Here is a 16,782-nt window from a genome sequence, read left to right as displayed (position 1 = left end):
GGCTAAATTATGGGTGTTTTTAATCTTTTTCAAAATGACGAACTTATCGCTGCACAAAGTTTAACTAGATTCCAAGAGCAAGCGTTAAGTGAAAGTAGCGCGTGTTTGATGTTGGTAAACGGGAGTGGGGCGATAACGTTTGCGAACAAGGCATTTTTTAAACTGGCAGAAGAATACGCTGCTAAGTTTAGAGAGCATTTGCCCTCAATTAACTTCCACTCATTAAACGGAATGGCTTTATGTTCATTTTTTGCTAACCATAAAGAGTTGAGCTCTCGCTTTGAACATTGCCAAACAAAAGACACCTTTCTGCTGCCTATTGGAGAGCTGATATTTACATTGAATGTCTCTGTTATTAATAGCGCCGAAGGAGAGAAGCTCGGTTATATGGTTGAGTGGGTCAACGATCAAGAGCTTCAGTATAAAACTGGGCTATTAAATGGACTGGACAGAAGCCAAGCCATAATTGCTTTTACTCCCGATGGGATAGTGGAAGATGTAAACGATAACTTCTTGCAAGCGACTGGATATACAAAAGACGAGCTAATAGGCCGGCACCATCGACTATTCGTTACTACCGAGTATGGTGTGTCTGAGGAATATAAGCACTTTTGGGCACAGCTTCGAAGTGGCGAAAAAAATACCGGTGAGTATTGTAGAGTTGCGAAAAGTGGTGACAAAATCTGGATCCAAGCATCTTACAATCCTATTTATGACAAGCTGGGTAACATTGTTCGAGTAGTTAAGTTTGCAACCGTGATAACAGAGCAAAAACGCAAAAACGCGAATTACGAAGGGCAAATCAATGCAATAGGTAAGTCACTAGCAGTTATTGAATTTGATCTTCAAGGTAATATCCTTTTTGCCAATGAAAACTTCTGTTCAACCACAGGGTATGACCTGGGTGAAATAAAAGGCCAGCACCACAGTATCTTTGTTGAGCCTAACTATAGAATGAGCCCAGAATATGCTGCATTTTGGCGAGACTTAAAAAAAGGGGATTATAAGTCTGGCGAGTTTAAACGAATAAGAAAAGACGGCAGCGAGCTTTGGATTCAAGCGTCTTACAACCCAATATTCGATGAATTTGGTAACCCAGTTAAAGTAGTAAAATACGCGTCAGATGTGACAGAGCAAAAAATGCAAAATGCATTTAATTTAGGACAAATTAACGCTATAGGCAAATCTCAGGCCGTTATCGAGTTTGATACGCACGGCAATATTATTACTGCAAACGATAATTTCCTCGCAACCGTTGGTTATGCCCTCGAGGATATCGTAGGCAAGCATCATTCTATCTTTGTTACCGAGACTGAGCGTGATTCTGAAGACTATCGCACATTTTGGGAAAAGCTAGCTCAGGGGCAGTTCTATTCCGGCGAGTTTCATCGCGTTGCTAAGGATGGTTCAGACATATGGATTCAAGCAACATATAACCCGATTTTAGACGTCAATGGTAAGCCGATTAAGGTTGTTAAGTATGCGAGTAACATTACAGAACAAAAAGTACAAAACGCTTATTTCGAGGGGCAGTTGGAGGCTATTGGAAAGTCTCAGGCAGTAATAGAATTCAATATGGATGGAATTATTCAAACTGCTAACGATAACTTCCTTCAAACCGTTGGTTACACCCTGGATGAAATAAAGGGTAAACATCACAGTATGTTTGTTGATGCTAGCTATCGTTCAACCCATGAGTATGCAGCATTCTGGGAGTCGCTGAGAGAAGGCACCTTTTCAAGTGGAGAGTACAAGCGAATAGGTAAAAATGGAAAGGAAATCTTCATTCAAGCAACCTATAACCCAATCCTCGACCATAATGGAAAGCCATTCAGGGTAGTCAAGTTTGCGACCGATATTACTGGCAGAACTCAGGCGGTTGATGAAATTAAGCACGTAATGGAACGATTGACGGAAGGCGATTTGACGGTAAGTATCGAGCATGCGCTTGAAGGCGAGTTTAAAGTGCTTGGTGGTTCAATAAACCAGTTTATAGAAGAAATGCGAGGCACCATACTAAACATCAATTCTGCTGTTGAGACAATTAATACCGCTTCGAGTGAAATTGCCTTAGGTAACTCAGACCTCTCGTCACGCACAGAGCAACAGGCTTCAAGTTTGGAAGAAACCGCATCCAGTATGGAAGAGTTGACTAGCACGGTTAAGCTTAACGCAGAAAATGCTGAGCAAGCTAATGCACTAGCGGCACAAGCAAGCCAAATTGCGACTGAGGGCGGAGATGTCATTGGCAAAGTAGTTAATACAATGACGCTTATCAATGATTCAGCTCAGGAAATTTCAGATATCATTGGTGTGATTGACGGCATTGCATTTCAAACAAACATATTAGCATTGAATGCAGCGGTAGAGGCTGCAAGGGCTGGAGAACAAGGCCGTGGGTTCGCTGTTGTTGCCTCTGAGGTTAGAAGCCTTGCTCAACGGTCTGCTGAAGCCGCTAAAGATATCAAGGAACTCATTTCCGATTCAGTGAGTAAAATTGCCAGCGGAAACCAGCTAGTAGTTAAATCAGGCGACACAATGGGCGAAGTTGTCACCGCCATTAAGCGCGTAAACGATATCATGTCAGAAATTGCTGCTGCGTCATCTGAACAAGCTGCTGGAATTGAGGAAGTCAGTCGAGCAGTGGTTCAAATGGACGAGATGACACAACAAAATGCAGCGTTAGTGGAAGAGGCTGCAGCTGCATCAGATAGCTTAAAGCTTCAATCCGCAGAGTTGAGCGATCGTGTTGCCGTATTTGAAATAGAAAAGGGCACAAGTAAAGGGCATCAATCTGATGGTTTGGCAGGACATCAAACGCGTTTAGGTTTAACACCAAGAGCCGTTTCCAATACGCTAAACCGTCGTACGAATACGGTAAACAATAGGGGGGTATTGTCTCCTGCATTGCCAAAAAATGCTGAGTGGGAGTCTTTTTGATGGGAGCCATGCCACCTAGAATGGCATCGACGCGTGAGTTCGCCTTTGAAAAGGCGGACTTCCTTAAAGTGCAACAAATGCTATTTAAAAAAGCGGGTATTAAACTAACCGATGCAAAAGAGGCAATGGTTTACAGTCGCTTAGCGAGGCGAATAAGGGCGAAGGGTTTGTTGAGCTTTAGTGAATATTTAGCGGTTGTTAATAGTTCTGAGAATGAGCTAGAGCAATTTATAAATGCGCTGACGACCAACCTAACATCGTTTTTTAGAGAGCCACACCATTTTACTGCGCTGGCTGATTACCTCAGAGATAACCCGCAGGTTACCACAATTTGGTGTGCTGCAAGTTCCACAGGCGAAGAGCCTTATTCAATTGCGATGGTTGTTGCAGAGGTCTTCGGGAGCTTTAAAACGCCTATTAAAATAATTGCGTCAGATATCGACAGCAAGGTTTTAGCCAAGGCTAAAGAGGGAGTGTATCCACTTGCGACAATTGCAAAGGTATCTGAGTCTAGGCAAAAGCAATTTTTTCATAAAGGTAAGGGTAGCTTTGAAGGTAAAGTGCGCGTGGTGGAAGAATTACGGCAAATGGTGCAGTTCAAAAAGCTCAATTTAACTGAACCTAAGTGGAGTATAAGCTCACCATTAGACGTGATTTTCTGTCGAAATGTAATGATATATTTTGATAAACCGACACAGCTTAAAGTACTGACTAAAATGGTTGGAATGTTAAAGCCGCAAGGGCTCTACATGGCGGGGCATTCCGAAAATTTCAATATGCACACTAATCTTGTAAGGCCGGTAGGTAAAACCATATATCGTCCGGTCAAATAGGAGTGCCAGTGCACACTAGCGATTTCGATTCTCCTATTGCTTATTATGATAAGCGCTTCGGCGTTCAGGCTATTAAGCTTCTTCCGGGACAGTATGCAGTGACTAAACAAGAAAAGCTGTTAGTTACAGTTTTAGGCTCTTGTGTTGCTGCGTGCATCTACGATCCCATGACGGGAGTAGGTGGAATGAACCATTTTATGCTGCCCACAATAAACAAAACGGCGAATGAGCTAGAGCAAACGGAGTGCACGGCAACAAAATATGGTGTTTATGCCATGGAAGTGTTGGTAAACGAACTTGTCAAAGCAGGTGCGGATAAGCGCAGGCTAGAAGCAAAAGTTTTCGGTGGTGGACGGGTTGTTCCATCATTCATTCAGCATGATGTAGGCCGATTCAATGCAGAGTTTGTTGTCAGCTTTTTGAATACAGAGCGCATTCCTATAGTGGCAAGTGATTTATGTGAAGAGTATGCCCGCAAGATTTATTTCTTTCCTGCAACGGGAAGCGTGTTCATGAAGCGAATTAATGAATTAAATAACGCCACTATTATTGAGCGTGAAAGTCAGCATCGCTGGAAACTCTCAGAGCGCAAGTTAGTTGGCAGTGTTGATATATTCTAGGAACGTGAGTGATGACAATTAAAGTGTTAGTTGTAGATGATTCGGCATTGATAAGGCAGATATTGGGCGAAATAATAAAAAGTGAGCCTGATATGCAATTAGTTGGTGCTGCACCAGATGCTTTTGTCGCAAAAAAGTTAGTGCAAGAAACTCAACCAGACGTTATTACACTTGATATTGAGATGCCTAAAGTTGACGGTTTACGATTTCTTGAGGTACTAATGAGTGCTCGGCCTACGCCGGTGGTAATGATATCTACCCTTACTGAAAAGGGAGCAGATGCAACGTTCCGCTCCCTAGAGTTGGGCGCAGTCGATTTTGTGGCGAAGCCCAAAATTGGAGTTGCTGAGGGCATGGCTGCCTATCATGAAATGATTGTCGAAAAAATTAGAACCGCTGCACGGGCGAGAGTCAAAAAGCCAGCGAAGAGTAAAGGCGATGTATCGACAGTAAAGTCAATCAGCTACCAAGGCACAGAAAAACTCATTGCTATTGGCGCTTCAACTGGAGGAACTGAGGCAATAAAAGAAATACTGTCAACTTTTCCAGCCAATGCACCTGCGACAATTATCACTCAACATATGCCTGCGGGATTCACAACGACTTACGCAAAGCGATTAAATTCAATATGTCATATAACCGTAAGAGAGGCTCGAGGGGGCGAAAGGCTTTTGCCAGGACAAGCCTATATTGCGCCAGGCGATAAACATATGGAAGTTGAGCGAAGCGGTGCTGATTATCGGATAAGGCTTACAGACGGTCCACGAGTTTCGGGTCACAAGCCTTCTGTCGATACTCTTTTTTATTCGTTATGTAAAAGTGCTGGTAGCAATGCTATTGGTATATTGCTTACAGGGATGGGCAGTGATGGGGCAACGGGATTACTTGAACTGTACAACGGTGGTAGTGAAACATTTTGCCAAGATGAGGCAAGTTGTATTGTTTATGGCATGCCTAAAGTGGCGATAGAAAAAGGCGCAGCCAAAAGTATTGTTTCGTTGTCTAATATGGGCAAAGAAATTTTACAAGCGGTCGATAAGATGGACGCAGGGAGCAGGTTGTAAGCACATAGGACAGTGAGCGAGATTCCGCGCTTTTTATATACCTAAGTTAACTCGCTGTATAACCTCAGTATAGATACTTTTTCGACTAAAGATGTGGTTGAGAAACGTTCATGAAGATGTTTAACTACGTCCGATAATTAATGTTGATTTCATAACTTGCTGTTTTATGGCGACTACTAGGGATGGGTTAATTGTCAAAACTTGCAAAAAGCTTAAATCTGTACCATAACTGATGGCGTGTTGATAAGAGTAGGTAGTCTTATTTAAATGAAATGGTCGGTATAAGGGTGTGTTAAAAATAAGCAGATTTATTACTGCGTATATTTTTCAACACCTAACAAGAATAAATGACCTGCTATAGTTTTTATCAGATTTAGGGCAAATCAAACCCAGTGTAACTGGTACATAACTTATGAAAAATTATACGAGTAATCGGGGACTCTTATGAAACAGCAAACACTTATCGCACTATCGGCCATCGTATTCTCTTCCTCTGCATTAGCAAACGGTGGGTTCGAGCCTACTAAAAAAGAATGTGTAAATGTTGGTAAAGAAATTATTCGAGTGAGTAGCGAGATGAACACCGCGTCATCGGGTATTCAAAAATCTTGGCTCAAGCGTCAATTGAACGCCTTAAATACCAAGCGTAGTTCTTGCAGTACTGAAGGTTTCCAAGCGAAACGTCCGGAATTAGCAAAGCTTTAATACGCTCACTTCATACCGAATTAAAAAAAGACCTTGCCGTAAGCAAGGTCTTTTTGTTTGCGCTACTTAATTAAGTAGATAATCAACCGTTAAAAACAGAAGGGATTAACTGGTCTAGCGATTCAATAGAGTAGTCAGGAGCCAGCCCTAACGGGTACATCATTTTACCAGGGCGTTCGACAAACGCAGTATTAAGACCTGCTGCTTTAGCACCACTCACATCCCAGCCATGTGCCGCAACCATTAATGTATCGTTAGGTACTACCTCAGCCTGTTGGCAGGCCCAGTGGTAAACGCTTGGATAGGGTTTGTATGTGCGGATAGATTCTACGCTCAGCACAATATCAAAATACGATTTAATATTGGCGTAAGACAGCTGTGCCTCTAACCCTGCACTAGAAGAGTTTGATAACGCTATTAAAGTAACGCCTTTTTGCTTTAAGGCTTTTAGCGTAGCCGCTACATCGTCATGGGGTGGCAGGGAAGTAATATGTTGCTGAATCGTTTGCTTGGCGTGTTCTTGGGTTAGCTGAATACCCTTGCTGTAAGCAACCATCACCAGTGCTGCTGCCCCAATGTCAATAAAGTCGTGAAACTGAGAAGAAACAACATCAACCAAACTGTGGTGAAGTAAATTGGCGAACCATAAATCGACTAGGGTTTCATCGCCATCTAATACTTCAGCAAGTCCAGTTTTCATTGCATTAATATCAAGAAGTGTCTCATTAACATCAAAAATTAGCGCTTTGATCATTGTTATCGTTCCCTTATACAAATGTCATTGCACAAGACTAACGATTACTGATATTAAATGACATAAGCATCTCATCAAGAATGTCATTTAAATTAGACAGTTTCTCCGATGCAATGAATATACTCATGTTCGATTGCACCTTAATATCACCGGTAGATAGCTCTTCTTCAAAGGTATTATCCAGAGCAGTTTGCACTCGCTCTAAAAACGTTCGTGCGCTGATTTCATCAATATTATGTAGGCACAATATAAATTGCTCTGGGCCAAAACGGCCAAGAATATCGCTGCCTCTCACCACGTGTTGAAGTGTTTTGGCTATTTCTCTTAGTACGTAGTCACTTTTTGTTGAGCCAATCTTTCGATTTAGCTCGCGAAAGTTGCTCAAATCAAAAATCGCAATAGCGATAGCTCGTCCATCTTCTGGAGTATCTAGCTTGTTGATACGGCTGATAGAAGTTTGCGCATTAAGTAATTGTGTTGCAGGGTCAATTGCTTTCGCCGCGAGATGCCGCTTACGAAGATAAAAACCTAAGCCTGCTGCTAATAATAGAACAATGGCTATTGCGGCGAACAACGTGTTTTTGCGTAAACGCTCAGTTCTTTCTATCTCAAACTCTAAATCGTGTATTTTATTATATAAATTTGCTGCGCCGAGAATTTTAGCAGAGCTTTGGTTTTCCTTTTGTTTTTTATTAACCAACTTTGAGTAAGATGCGAGGGCAGCTTTGGCACCTTCTAAATCGTTCAAAGCAATATATAGCGATAAGTTAAAGCTTAGGTAGTCTAAGTTCTCTCGAAACTTGGGAGGAATAACCGCTTCATTCTCTTTCATGCCATTTAAGTACTTCTCAACACAGGGAATGTCGTTTTTAAATAAGCATATCTCCGCTACATGCCATTCATATAGCGATTGATAGAATGAATTCGATATTGCAGATATAGCCTCTTTAAACTGAGGTAGGTAGTACCCTAATTTGTTGAAGTCTCTTTGTTTTCGGTAATAGAGTTGTAGCGAATATTGATACAAAAAGTTAGTGTAAGAATTGCCAATTTCTTGGTTCAGCTGCCCAAGCTCTAATATACGCTTATAAGCCTCGTCTGTTTGGCCGCTTGAGGCGAGTGAAACAATAGCGCTGATCAAAATCGACACCTTGTTACTACCTTTATACACCTGTAAACCAAGCTCGTGGGCTTTAATATATTGCTCGGCAGCAAGTGCATGCTGCCCTAAGCTTCCATAAACAAGGCCTATGCTGTTGCGAATATGTGCGAGTTCACCTGGGCTGCCCTTATCTGAATACCTATCTAACACGTTGAACATTTTGCCTAATCGCTCGGCAATAGAGTCTGCTTCTGAGCAATAGGTAATAATAGCTAGCGAGGCACTAGTAAATATGTCGCTGTGCTTTACCGGGGATGAGAGGGTTTTGGCCCGTTCATAAAACTGGCAGCGAGCAGGGTTTTCTTTCGTATCGTAAATAAACCCTATTTGATAAATGGCTGAAGCAAACGCATAAGAGGTTGTATCAATATTAGGTTGTTCAATACTTTCAAGAAGTGTTTTAAGCGCTTCTTCATGTTTACCGCTGCAAATTAAGAAATGAGTTCGTGCAGTGGAAAGTGCGAAGCGCTGATTGGCTGTAAGAGATTCTTTTGCCAAAGTGGTGTCTAACTCAGAAAGCAAGTTAGCGTCAGGGCAGTCGTAAGATACAGTTCGCACTTTGGCTATAAAGGCTTCAATATCGCCGTTAGCTGCCAATGAAGAGCGACTAAAAAATAACGCGGTTACTGTAAAGAGTGTTATCGATAAAATAGATGCTAAATATGTCGTGCGCATATTGTTTCTTTTCTAATTTTTTCAGCAATCATAGCTAGTTATCGCCACAACTACCACCCAACGTGCCCATAAGTCTACTTTTTACGAGCACAAAAAAGAAGACTTATGGGAAATGAAAGTTAATGAATGGTGTTATCGCCAAAGCTTACTAATATACCAACGCCCACCAAAGCAATGACCGACCACAATAAAGTCGCTTTAGTGGCTTTCTCTCCTAATACAAAGGCAACACCAAGAGACATTAATGCGCTGGTAGCGATTAGAGTTTGTACTACAGCTGCTTTAGCGTAGGCAAACGCAAACATCTGCAGATAAATTGCTGCTGTTGTGCCAAGTAATGTTGCTACAACAAAGGCTGGCCATACGCGTTTGCCTTCAGTAATAACGGGTAGCCACCGAGTTTTTGTTACGGCAATAAAGGGCACAACAAACACCATACCGCCCACAAGCCGTAAAAAGGCTGCACTTGCTGCATCAACGTCGCCGCTTCCTAAAATATCGCGACTAACCACTGCGCCAACAGACTGACATAGCGCGGCTCCTACACCATACAGATAGCCGCTAGTTGCAAACACGTGGGTAGCATTACGCTTTCGGGTTTTAATAACCATATCCACCGAGAAGAGCACTACAGCCACGCCTATCCACTGCTGCCATGTAATCCATTCGCCAATAAAGGCCATGGCGAATAGGGCAGTGAATAATGGCGCGAGGGTTTCAGCAACAAGTACAGCTTGGCTGTCGCCAATGCTCTGTAGCGCTTTGAAAAAACACGTATCGCCAATACCAATGCCAATAAAGCCACTAACAAGAAGCCAAATTACGGCGTTCGTGGAAGATAAGGTAGGCTGCACTACAACGAGTACAACGCCAAGCAGAGCAATGGAAATTAAGCCTTTCCAAAAATTCATAGTAAGTGGCGAAAATGCATTGCCAGTAACGCTGAACAAACGCGCGGCAATAGCCCAACAAAGCGCAGTACCTAATGCTGCGAATACACCCATGAATAACCCTTCTGTGTGAGGTATAAATAAAAAGAGCGGCTATGCTAATGCAAAGAGACTGAATAGGTAAGCCTGTTCTTTAATATCCATGTAATCGCGAAGGTTTTTAATCTAAACGTAACGGAATGCGTATGTTGTTAGTGGCATATTCATACCTAAATTTTTTTAATCTATTATTTGAGAGCGCACATGAATTTAGATGGTGTTAAAGGCGTTATATTCGACCTAGACGGTACACTAGTAGAGTCGAGTTTAGATTTTACAATAATGCGGAAAACCATTGGGTGCCCTTTAGATGAAGACATACTTACGTTTGTTGACGCTATAAGCTGCGAACGTAAAAAGGCTGACGCGCACAACACCATATTGCGACACGAGCTAGAAGATGCGCGAAACGCGAAGTGGCTAAGTATTGGCCAGCAAATGGTAGAAAAGACGAAAGAGCATAATCTGCCCATGGCTATTGTGACCCGAAACTGTCGAGAGGCAACGGCTATTAAGCTAGCCAATAACAACATTCCTATAGACTATGTATTAACGAGAGAAGACGCACCGGCAAAACCCGACCCAACGGCGCTACTTATGGTCGCGAGAAAATGGCAGCTGCAACCTGCAGACTGCCTATACGTAGGAGACTTTATTTACGACCAGCAGGCTGCAGAGAATGCAGGTATGCAGTGGTTGATGGTTTAGATAGTGGCTTTTATTTCAGGCTTCTTGGGCTTCAAGGGGCCTATAGGTAAAATTGTGTAATGTTCAAACTCATCTATTAGAAAGCCTCCTCCGCCATATACTTTAGTATAGTCTTTGGCATCTAGCTCTTGTTTGTTTAAAAAATGTTCGTTATTCATAATCTTTCCCTCTGTAAAATTAAATAAGCTCGATTGAGCAGCGATGATTAAATAATTAAAAAGAGAAGACGGAAATGTGTATAAGGACATTATTATCAATGATTGGCTTTCGGGTGGGCGCTGTCTCAATTTTAGTGCTTTTTATCCCGTTTTCTCTTTTTATAGATGACGTGTATGCCGAGAGTTTAGAGGGACGAACGGTTTTTGCTGGAACTCCTGCAGGAGTTATTCGAGATGTTGAAGTCAATCTAGACAAAGTATACATCGCTGCTGAAAATGGAGTTTTCGAAATTGCAGGTGCACTAACCCAACAATTACAATTTAATGTTAAAGGAACAGAAACTGGAATAATTTCAGACATTTATCTTGATGGTAAATACCTTTGGATAATTGAATATGGTGTTGGCGTATTTAAGCTAAATTTACAGACAAGAAAGGCGGAAAAAGTCTTTTCGGAATATGGCTGGTCTAAATCGGTATGGTCCTTGTCTATCACAGATAGGCATATCGCCTTCTCGATTATTAACAACATAATCGTAATAGATAAAGAAACGAATACACCTTCTCCAGTAAATCGTCAAATAAACGCCATCACTGTACAAGATGCATATTCAATCGATACTTCATCTGGTGATGAATTTATCATTGCAACCAGAGATAGCTTTGTAACCATATCTCCATTGAGCAACCGAGTTAAAAGGGTTGTGTTATCCGAGGATTTACCCGCTTTAAGCTACGCTACTTTTGTAAGAGAGATTGATGGAAATATTTATTTGGGTGGTGATGGCGGCTTTTACATCATTGAGTCTGAAATAAGCAATTCAAGGTTTGTTCAAGTTAAAAGAGATACACTTCAAAACATCGAGTTTATAAATAAAAGTAAAGAAGGTGAGTTATGGGTTTCAGATGGAACGCTCTGGCAATTCAAAGCAGGTGTATTAGAGCGGCCTCAATTCATGAATCCTCTCGTTGGCTCCGAATCCATAAATACAATTGTGAAAGTAGTAGATGGGCCCCAAGGCTCCTTGATAATAGCCTCATCACAACTTGGTCTTTTAACCTTATCTGATTCTCAAAGAGCTATAAACTTAGTATCTTTCAATAGCATCTCACTGCGCGACAATATCCGTGATGTTTTCGTAGACCCAAAACGAATTCTAGTTAAAACAAGTAATGGCGTATTTGAGCTTGAAAAGCAATCTGGCGAAATGACAAAGATCATTGGGTCAAGCCAATACGAGGAGGGGTGTTTAAGTTATGAAGAGCGAGTCTTTTCTCATAGTTTGTCAGCTTCTCGAGAAAGTTTTTGTTCTAGTTCATATCGTCATGTAGTTCGAGTGAATGAAACTCAACATTATATTTACTACGATGATGGAAATAATGCGCATTATTATGCTGTTAGTTCGAACGAGATTGTTGATCAGTTCGATGCCCCCCGATTTCTAGTTTCGAGTTCACTACTCTCAAGTGGAGAGCTGGCTGCGTTCGATGCATTCGATAATATTCACTTTCAACTATCAAAATTCAGCTGGAGGAAAATAAAATCAGAAGAAGCAAGGTGGCAGGGGATACAGTGTCTACTGGAACAAGTAGACTTTTTTATCTTATGTACATCTGGGGCAGGTCTCAAACTCATAAGCAAGAAGAGTGGAGAAATCTCAAATTTTGACGACTTTGATAATTTTGGTCTGAGATTCATACGAGGTGGTGTTGTCTCAACCGCTGGCAACCTTTGGATTGCAACTAACATGGGTTTATTCGTTTATCCCTCTGACGGAAGTGAAGCAATAAAGCTGACAAAGACAGAAGGAATATTCGACATTGATTTTGAATATAAAGGTGTTGTTGATTTGGGAGGAAGGTTGTTGATATTAGGAGACAAGTATTCATATATTATTGATGAAAAGCCTTTTTTGAAACAGCTTCACCAAAAAGATTTATCTAACGTCAATGTGATAGTCACTCATGTGGAGTGGAGCAATGGGGAGGACTCCCACACAATTTATTTCCCAGAGAAACACTCTTTTAAATTTCCAAATAGCTTTAGTAATGCTTCTATCGGTTTCGTATCTGATAGCTTTTTATATAATGAAGCACATACACTTGAATATAGGTTTGATAGAGATGGGGGAGATTGGATAGCGCATGCTGAAGCAGATATGGTGATATCGCTTAGTGATTTAAGTTTTGGAGATCATTTCGTCCAAGTTAGGGTTAAGAGTTCCAATTCCTTGACCGGAATTGCTACATTGCAATTCAATATTGCGCCTCCTATTTGGTTGTCACCGTTTGCATTACTCTTTTATGCTATTTTGTTTATGTTGTTGTTCATTTCATGGCGAGTGGGCTACTTGAAACCAATGATTGAGAACTGGAAGAAAACTCCTCTGTATCGCCAACTCACCCGATATGAAATAACAGATGGTGAGTCAAAATTTGAAAAAATGCTCAAAAGTAAAGAACGTCATATTAGTGAAATTACTCACGAGCTCAAAACACCTATTCAAATAATCCAAGGAACGTTATCTAAGGTAAACGAGAAAACAACAGAAAGCGATGGTGTATTAAAAAGCATTCAACTGAACATGAAGCGGGTGGAACAGCTAGTTGATCAAATGCAAAAGGATAGTCCTAGAGCATCCGCTGTCTCCGATTATTTTACCAACTACACTACAGAGAAGATGGCCCATATTGTTAATGCGCTAGAGCCACTGGCTAAAGCGAAGCGACAAAATTTAGAAATGCGAGTAAAAGGGGATGGCACGGTCTCATTAATAAACGATAGCCTTGAAAAAATAGTGGTTAATCTCGTTGAGAATGCGATTAAATATACGCCTGAGCTAGGTACAATTAAGGTAGTATTCGCTATAGAAGCTAAAACATTCAAACTAACCGTAACGGACAACGGCTCTGGTATAGCGAAAGAAGAGCATGACCGAGTATTTGAACGCTTTGTCCGATTGAGCAGTGATGAAAAAGGCGATGGGTTAGGTTTATCCATCGTCAAAAATTTAGTCGAATTAAATCAAGGCGAAATATTGCTAGACAGTAAACAAGGTGGAGGTACCAAAATCTCGACGGTGTTTCCCATTGATGATACTGAATACATCAACGCCCAATTAAGCATAAAAGACGTAACAGACTGGCAAGGTGATAGGAAAACCTTACTTATCGTGGATGACAGCAGGGAGTTCAGAACTTACTTATTCAACCTTTTATCGCCAAAGTACCGTTGTTTAGTAGCAAAAAATGGTAAGCAAGCTTTGGAAGTGTTGCGATCCCATTTAGTTTCGCTAGTGATTTGTGATCAGATGATGGGTAAGTTCGATGGTTTATCTCTTTCAAAGGAAATAAGAGAGCACGACTCATTAGGTGGAACGCCTATTCTTATGCTTACCGCGAGTTCAGATGCTGCCATCGAACAAGCCGCCTTAGAAATAAAAGTAGATTATTACTTGATGAAGCCAAGCTCAAACCAAGAAATAGAGATGAGAGTCGAACATCTCATACTACTGAGAGATACAAGTGTGAAGCCGGATGGCAACGTTACGACTGAACCATTTAAGTATGGCTGCTTAAATATTCCAGAATTTAAGACTGAAAAAGATATGGCGTTTTATCTTAACTTTATTGCTGTACTTGAAAACCATTATCAAGATGAAGAGTTTGATAGGGAGCGAGCTGCACAAGCTCTGCTGATAAGTCCTCGAAGTTTGAATCGTCGTATGGCGGAGTTGTTTGACTACAACTTTAGCGAATTCCTGTCTCGCTATCGTATAGAGAAGTCAATACCGATCCTGCTTGAAGGAAGTAGTATATTGAATGCATGCTTAGACGTGGGGTTTGCGACGTCGGCGTATTTCTCAACTACTTTTAAGAAAATTATGGGTGTTCCTCCTAAAAAGTTCGTCGAACTAAGAGGTAACCGTTCTATTTCGTAATATGAATAAGGAAGAATATTACAAAAGCTATTTTACAAGGAGCGGATGGAAAGGTTAAATATACCTCCGCCTCTCCGCTAAAAAGCCGATTAGCATAAACGAGGCTACATACGCTGAACCTTGATATTGCCATGGAACATAATCAAGAACATGCTGTAAAAAGGGCGCGCCGTATAAGGTGAGTGCGCCGTAACCAAATGCACACAGCACAACAAATAGACTTATTCTTATAGTAAAGTGGTACGGTGCCAAAACACGTTTCACATGGCCATTTATAATGTCGCCATAGACCACCAATATAGTCGCCATCAACATAATACTCATTTCTGTATAATACGGGCTAAGTGCACGAGATAGCGCGCTGAATAATTCATTCATGTAAATCTACTACTTTATATTAGGCTAATCGTGAGCTAATAGCATTGGAATGCCAAAAGTACCCTTCACTAAATTAAAGCTATAATTCTACGTATATAGTAGTCGTTATAAAAGTATTAGCGCCTTATAAAGGCAATAGCATTTAGCTGTGGCCTCATATCAGCCACCTTTAATAAGCCTTGCGATAGATGTCCTCAATATCTTCAACACTCAGTTGCTTTGGATTATTACGCAGTAATCGGGTTACTTTGCTTGCATCTTCAGCTAACTGAGGAATGGCGTCCTCTGGAATATCAAATTCTCTTAGGGTTTGAGGTATGCCTACATCACTACAGAGTTGCTCTACTGCGTTTAGTAAAGTAGTAATCGCAAAATCTTTCTTACTATCCGGCGGGCAAAGCTTAAGCAACAGTGATGCGGCAAATAGCTTGTCGGCGCAAAACGGTGCATTTGCTCGCAGCACGTGAGGTAACATAACCGCATTGCTCATGCCGTGTGACAAGTGAAACCGACCACCTAACGGATAAGCTAAAGCGTGAACCGCTCCAACGCCCGCATTTCCAAATGCAAGGCCGGCCATTAAACTACCCGTAGCCATTTGCTCCCTAGCCACAAGATTTTCACCATTTCTGTACGCATGCGGTAAGGAGTGAAATATCAATGCCATCGCCTTTTCGGCGAGCGCGTCAGTGATGGGGCTAGCGTTTACTGAAATAAATGCTTCTAAAGCGTGAACAAAGGCATCAACTCCACTTGCAGCAGTAATAGTTTTGGGGCATGAAAGCGTGAGCTCTGGTGCTACTATGGCTACATCAGGTAACAAGCAGTGACTAACAATCCCTTTCTTAACCTTTTCGAATGGGTCGGCAAGTATGGCAATGTTAGTCACTTCCGAACCGGTACCTGCAGTTGTTGGCAGTACAATGAGTGGAAGCGTCCTTTCCTTTATCAGGTTTTCACCGAATAAATCAGCGATACTACCTTTATAATCGTATGTTGCTGCCAATACCTTTGCCGCATCGATAGCACTTCCGCCACCTAACGCAATTACACCATCAACATTTGTAGCGCGAAGTTGGCGCACTTTATCTTCTATGATAGTAACTTCAGGTTCGGCGGGAATATCATCGATAACTAATGTCGGTGCATAGGGTAATTTCGCAAGTAACAAATCGAATAATCCAGCTTGAGATACACCTCTATCTGTTACAACTACGACTGATGTAATCGATAGTCGATTAATTTCAGTAGCAAGTGCAGTAATAGCACCAGCGCCCGTAATGAGCTTGCCAGCTGTTTTAAATTCAGAAACCTTCATATGTTCTTGTTACTCTTTGATGTTGGATATCATTAATAATGTATAGCAGATAGCGTTATATACAAATTAGTTGCGCTTATACGTGCCGACAACCACTCAATAATGCTAGTTAAATGAAGAATTGGATGAATTTGCACAATAAGAATACGTTTTGTTCGAAGATTACTCAAAAAAGCAAAAAATAACAGTTTTTTTAAAATACTTGTTGACGTGAGCGCTCATTTCCCTAAAATGCGCATCCGCTTCGGGGGAAAAGCAAAACAGCAACCCTCCTGAAGTAAGTCTCTACTACCTTTATAGGCCAGTAAAGACGGGAGTTAAGAAGAAACGCTTTAGAAAATAAATTTTCAAAAAGTGTTGACAGCGAAAACTTCCAGCGTATAATGCGCACCTCACTCAAACGGAGTGAGTCACCAAGAAGCAACGGCTTACGGTGAGGTTGCACTAGCAACCACGTTCTTTAACAATTTAGACAAGACAATCTGTGTGGGTACTCGTTAAGAGTGTCTATACGACGATTCATAATTCGATATATTT

13 protein-coding genes are annotated in these 16,782 nt (G+C 41.4%); 7 read left to right on the top strand and 6 right to left on the bottom strand.

Going from position 1 to position 16,782, the window contains the following annotated elements; all coding sequences use genetic code 11:
- Window positions 1–9 precede the first annotated feature (9 nt).
- The 5 genes from O9X84_RS04595 to O9X84_RS04575 all read left to right on the top strand — a co-directional run bounded on the left by O9X84_RS04595 (window position 10) and on the right by O9X84_RS04575 (window position 6,162).
- Window positions 10–2,940 (top strand): methyl-accepting chemotaxis protein, encoded by a 2,931-nt coding sequence (locus O9X84_RS04595; protein ID WP_269518427.1) that lies wholly within the window; start codon window positions 10–12, stop codon window positions 2,938–2,940.
- Between the two features lie 20 nt (window positions 2,941–2,960).
- Window positions 2,961–3,773 (top strand): CheR family methyltransferase, encoded by an 813-nt coding sequence (locus O9X84_RS04590; protein WP_269518426.1) that lies wholly within the window; start codon window positions 2,961–2,963, stop codon window positions 3,771–3,773.
- A 2-nt stretch (window positions 3,774–3,775) separates the two neighbouring features.
- Window positions 3,776–4,393: a chemoreceptor glutamine deamidase CheD gene (gene cheD / locus O9X84_RS04585; protein WP_416360032.1), complete on the top strand. Its 618-nt coding sequence runs from the start codon at window positions 3,776–3,778 to the stop codon at window positions 4,391–4,393.
- A gap of 11 nt (window positions 4,394–4,404) precedes the next feature.
- A complete protein-coding gene (locus O9X84_RS04580) occupies window positions 4,405–5,457 on the top strand; it encodes a protein-glutamate methylesterase/protein-glutamine glutaminase (RefSeq protein WP_269518747.1) in 1,053 nt (350 codons plus the stop codon).
- A 444-nt stretch (window positions 5,458–5,901) separates the two neighbouring features.
- Window positions 5,902–6,162, top strand: coding sequence for a hypothetical protein (locus O9X84_RS04575; RefSeq protein ID WP_032095896.1), 261 nt, complete (start codon window positions 5,902–5,904; stop codon window positions 6,160–6,162).
- 82 nt (window positions 6,163–6,244) lie between these two features.
- Here O9X84_RS04575 and O9X84_RS04570 read toward each other — a convergent pair whose 3' ends face one another.
- The 3 genes from O9X84_RS04570 to O9X84_RS04560 form a co-directional block, all read right to left on the bottom strand.
- Window positions 6,245–6,916 carry a haloacid dehalogenase type II gene (locus O9X84_RS04570; RefSeq protein WP_269518424.1) on the bottom strand — a complete coding sequence of 224 codons (672 nt, stop codon included), beginning with the start codon at window positions 6,914–6,916 and terminating at the stop codon, window positions 6,245–6,247.
- A gap of 37 nt (window positions 6,917–6,953) precedes the next feature.
- Window positions 6,954–8,753 carry a GGDEF domain-containing protein gene (locus tag O9X84_RS04565; protein WP_269518423.1) on the bottom strand — a complete coding sequence of 600 codons (1,800 nt, stop codon included), beginning with the start codon at window positions 8,751–8,753 and terminating at the stop codon, window positions 6,954–6,956.
- 119 nt (window positions 8,754–8,872) lie between these two features.
- Complete coding sequence (locus tag O9X84_RS04560; RefSeq protein WP_269518422.1) at window positions 8,873–9,757, bottom strand: DMT family transporter; 885 nt, start codon at window positions 9,755–9,757, stop codon at window positions 8,873–8,875.
- 189 nt (window positions 9,758–9,946) lie between these two features.
- On the opposite strand from O9X84_RS04560, the gene O9X84_RS04555 reads away from it, so the two are divergent.
- Window positions 9,947–10,450, top strand: a complete 504-nt coding sequence (locus tag O9X84_RS04555) for an HAD family hydrolase (protein WP_269518421.1) — start codon at window positions 9,947–9,949, stop codon at window positions 10,448–10,450.
- On the opposite strand, the gene O9X84_RS04550 is transcribed toward O9X84_RS04555, so the two are convergent.
- Complete coding sequence (locus O9X84_RS04550; RefSeq protein ID WP_269518420.1) at window positions 10,447–10,608, bottom strand: hypothetical protein; 162 nt, start codon at window positions 10,606–10,608, stop codon at window positions 10,447–10,449. The two genes, O9X84_RS04555 and O9X84_RS04550, sit on opposite strands and share 4 nt — an antisense overlap.
- 98 nt (window positions 10,609–10,706) lie before the next feature.
- On the opposite strand from O9X84_RS04550, the gene O9X84_RS04545 reads away from it, so the two are divergent.
- Window positions 10,707–14,549, top strand: coding sequence for a hybrid sensor histidine kinase/response regulator transcription factor (locus O9X84_RS04545; protein ID WP_269518419.1), 3,843 nt, complete (start codon window positions 10,707–10,709; stop codon window positions 14,547–14,549).
- Between the two features lie 54 nt (window positions 14,550–14,603).
- Here O9X84_RS04545 and O9X84_RS04540 read toward each other — a convergent pair whose 3' ends face one another.
- Window positions 14,604–14,927, bottom strand: a complete 324-nt coding sequence (locus tag O9X84_RS04540; protein ID WP_269518418.1) for a DUF3392 family protein — start codon at window positions 14,925–14,927, stop codon at window positions 14,604–14,606.
- A 169-nt stretch (window positions 14,928–15,096) separates the two neighbouring features.
- Window positions 15,097–16,245: an iron-containing alcohol dehydrogenase gene (locus O9X84_RS04535; RefSeq protein WP_269518417.1), complete on the bottom strand. Its 1,149-nt coding sequence runs from the start codon at window positions 16,243–16,245 to the stop codon at window positions 15,097–15,099.
- Window positions 16,246–16,782: the final 537 nt, after the last annotated feature.

This window comes from Alteromonas sp. BMJM2 (assembly GCF_027257845.1).
Lineage (GTDB): Bacteria > Pseudomonadota > Gammaproteobacteria > Enterobacterales > Alteromonadaceae > Alteromonas.
The sequence above is the reverse complement of the archived record's forward strand: the minus strand, read 5'-3'. Positions and strand labels throughout refer to the sequence as shown.

What these genes read in the sequence shown, in the direction of transcription:
- O9X84_RS04590 (WP_269518426.1), top strand. Translation starts at nt 2,961, where the DNA reads ATGGCATCGACGCGTGAGTTCGCCTTTGAAAAGGCGGACTTCCTTAAA.
- O9X84_RS04545 (WP_269518419.1), top strand. Translation starts at nt 10,707, where the DNA reads ATGATTGGCTTTCGGGTGGGCGCTGTCTCAATTTTAGTGCTTTTTATC.
- O9X84_RS04570 (WP_269518424.1), bottom strand. Translation starts at nt 6,916, where the DNA reads ATGATCAAAGCGCTAATTTTTGATGTTAATGAGACACTTCTTGATATT.
- O9X84_RS04535 (WP_269518417.1), bottom strand. Translation starts at nt 16,245, where the DNA reads ATGAAGGTTTCTGAATTTAAAACAGCTGGCAAGCTCATTACGGGCGCT.
- O9X84_RS04540 (WP_269518418.1), bottom strand. Translation starts at nt 14,927, where the DNA reads ATGAATGAATTATTCAGCGCGCTATCTCGTGCACTTAGCCCGTATTAT.
- O9X84_RS04580 (WP_269518747.1), top strand. Translation starts at nt 4,405, where the DNA reads ATGACAATTAAAGTGTTAGTTGTAGATGATTCGGCATTGATAAGGCAG.
- O9X84_RS04575 (WP_032095896.1), top strand. Translation starts at nt 5,902, where the DNA reads ATGAAACAGCAAACACTTATCGCACTATCGGCCATCGTATTCTCTTCC.
- O9X84_RS04550 (WP_269518420.1), bottom strand. Translation starts at nt 10,608, where the DNA reads ATGAATAACGAACATTTTTTAAACAAACAAGAGCTAGATGCCAAAGAC.
- O9X84_RS04595 (WP_269518427.1), top strand. Translation starts at nt 10, where the DNA reads ATGGGTGTTTTTAATCTTTTTCAAAATGACGAACTTATCGCTGCACAA.
- O9X84_RS04560 (WP_269518422.1), bottom strand. Translation starts at nt 9,757, where the DNA reads ATGGGTGTATTCGCAGCATTAGGTACTGCGCTTTGTTGGGCTATTGCC.
- O9X84_RS04565 (WP_269518423.1), bottom strand. Translation starts at nt 8,753, where the DNA reads ATGCGCACGACATATTTAGCATCTATTTTATCGATAACACTCTTTACA.
- O9X84_RS04555 (WP_269518421.1), top strand. Translation starts at nt 9,947, where the DNA reads ATGAATTTAGATGGTGTTAAAGGCGTTATATTCGACCTAGACGGTACA.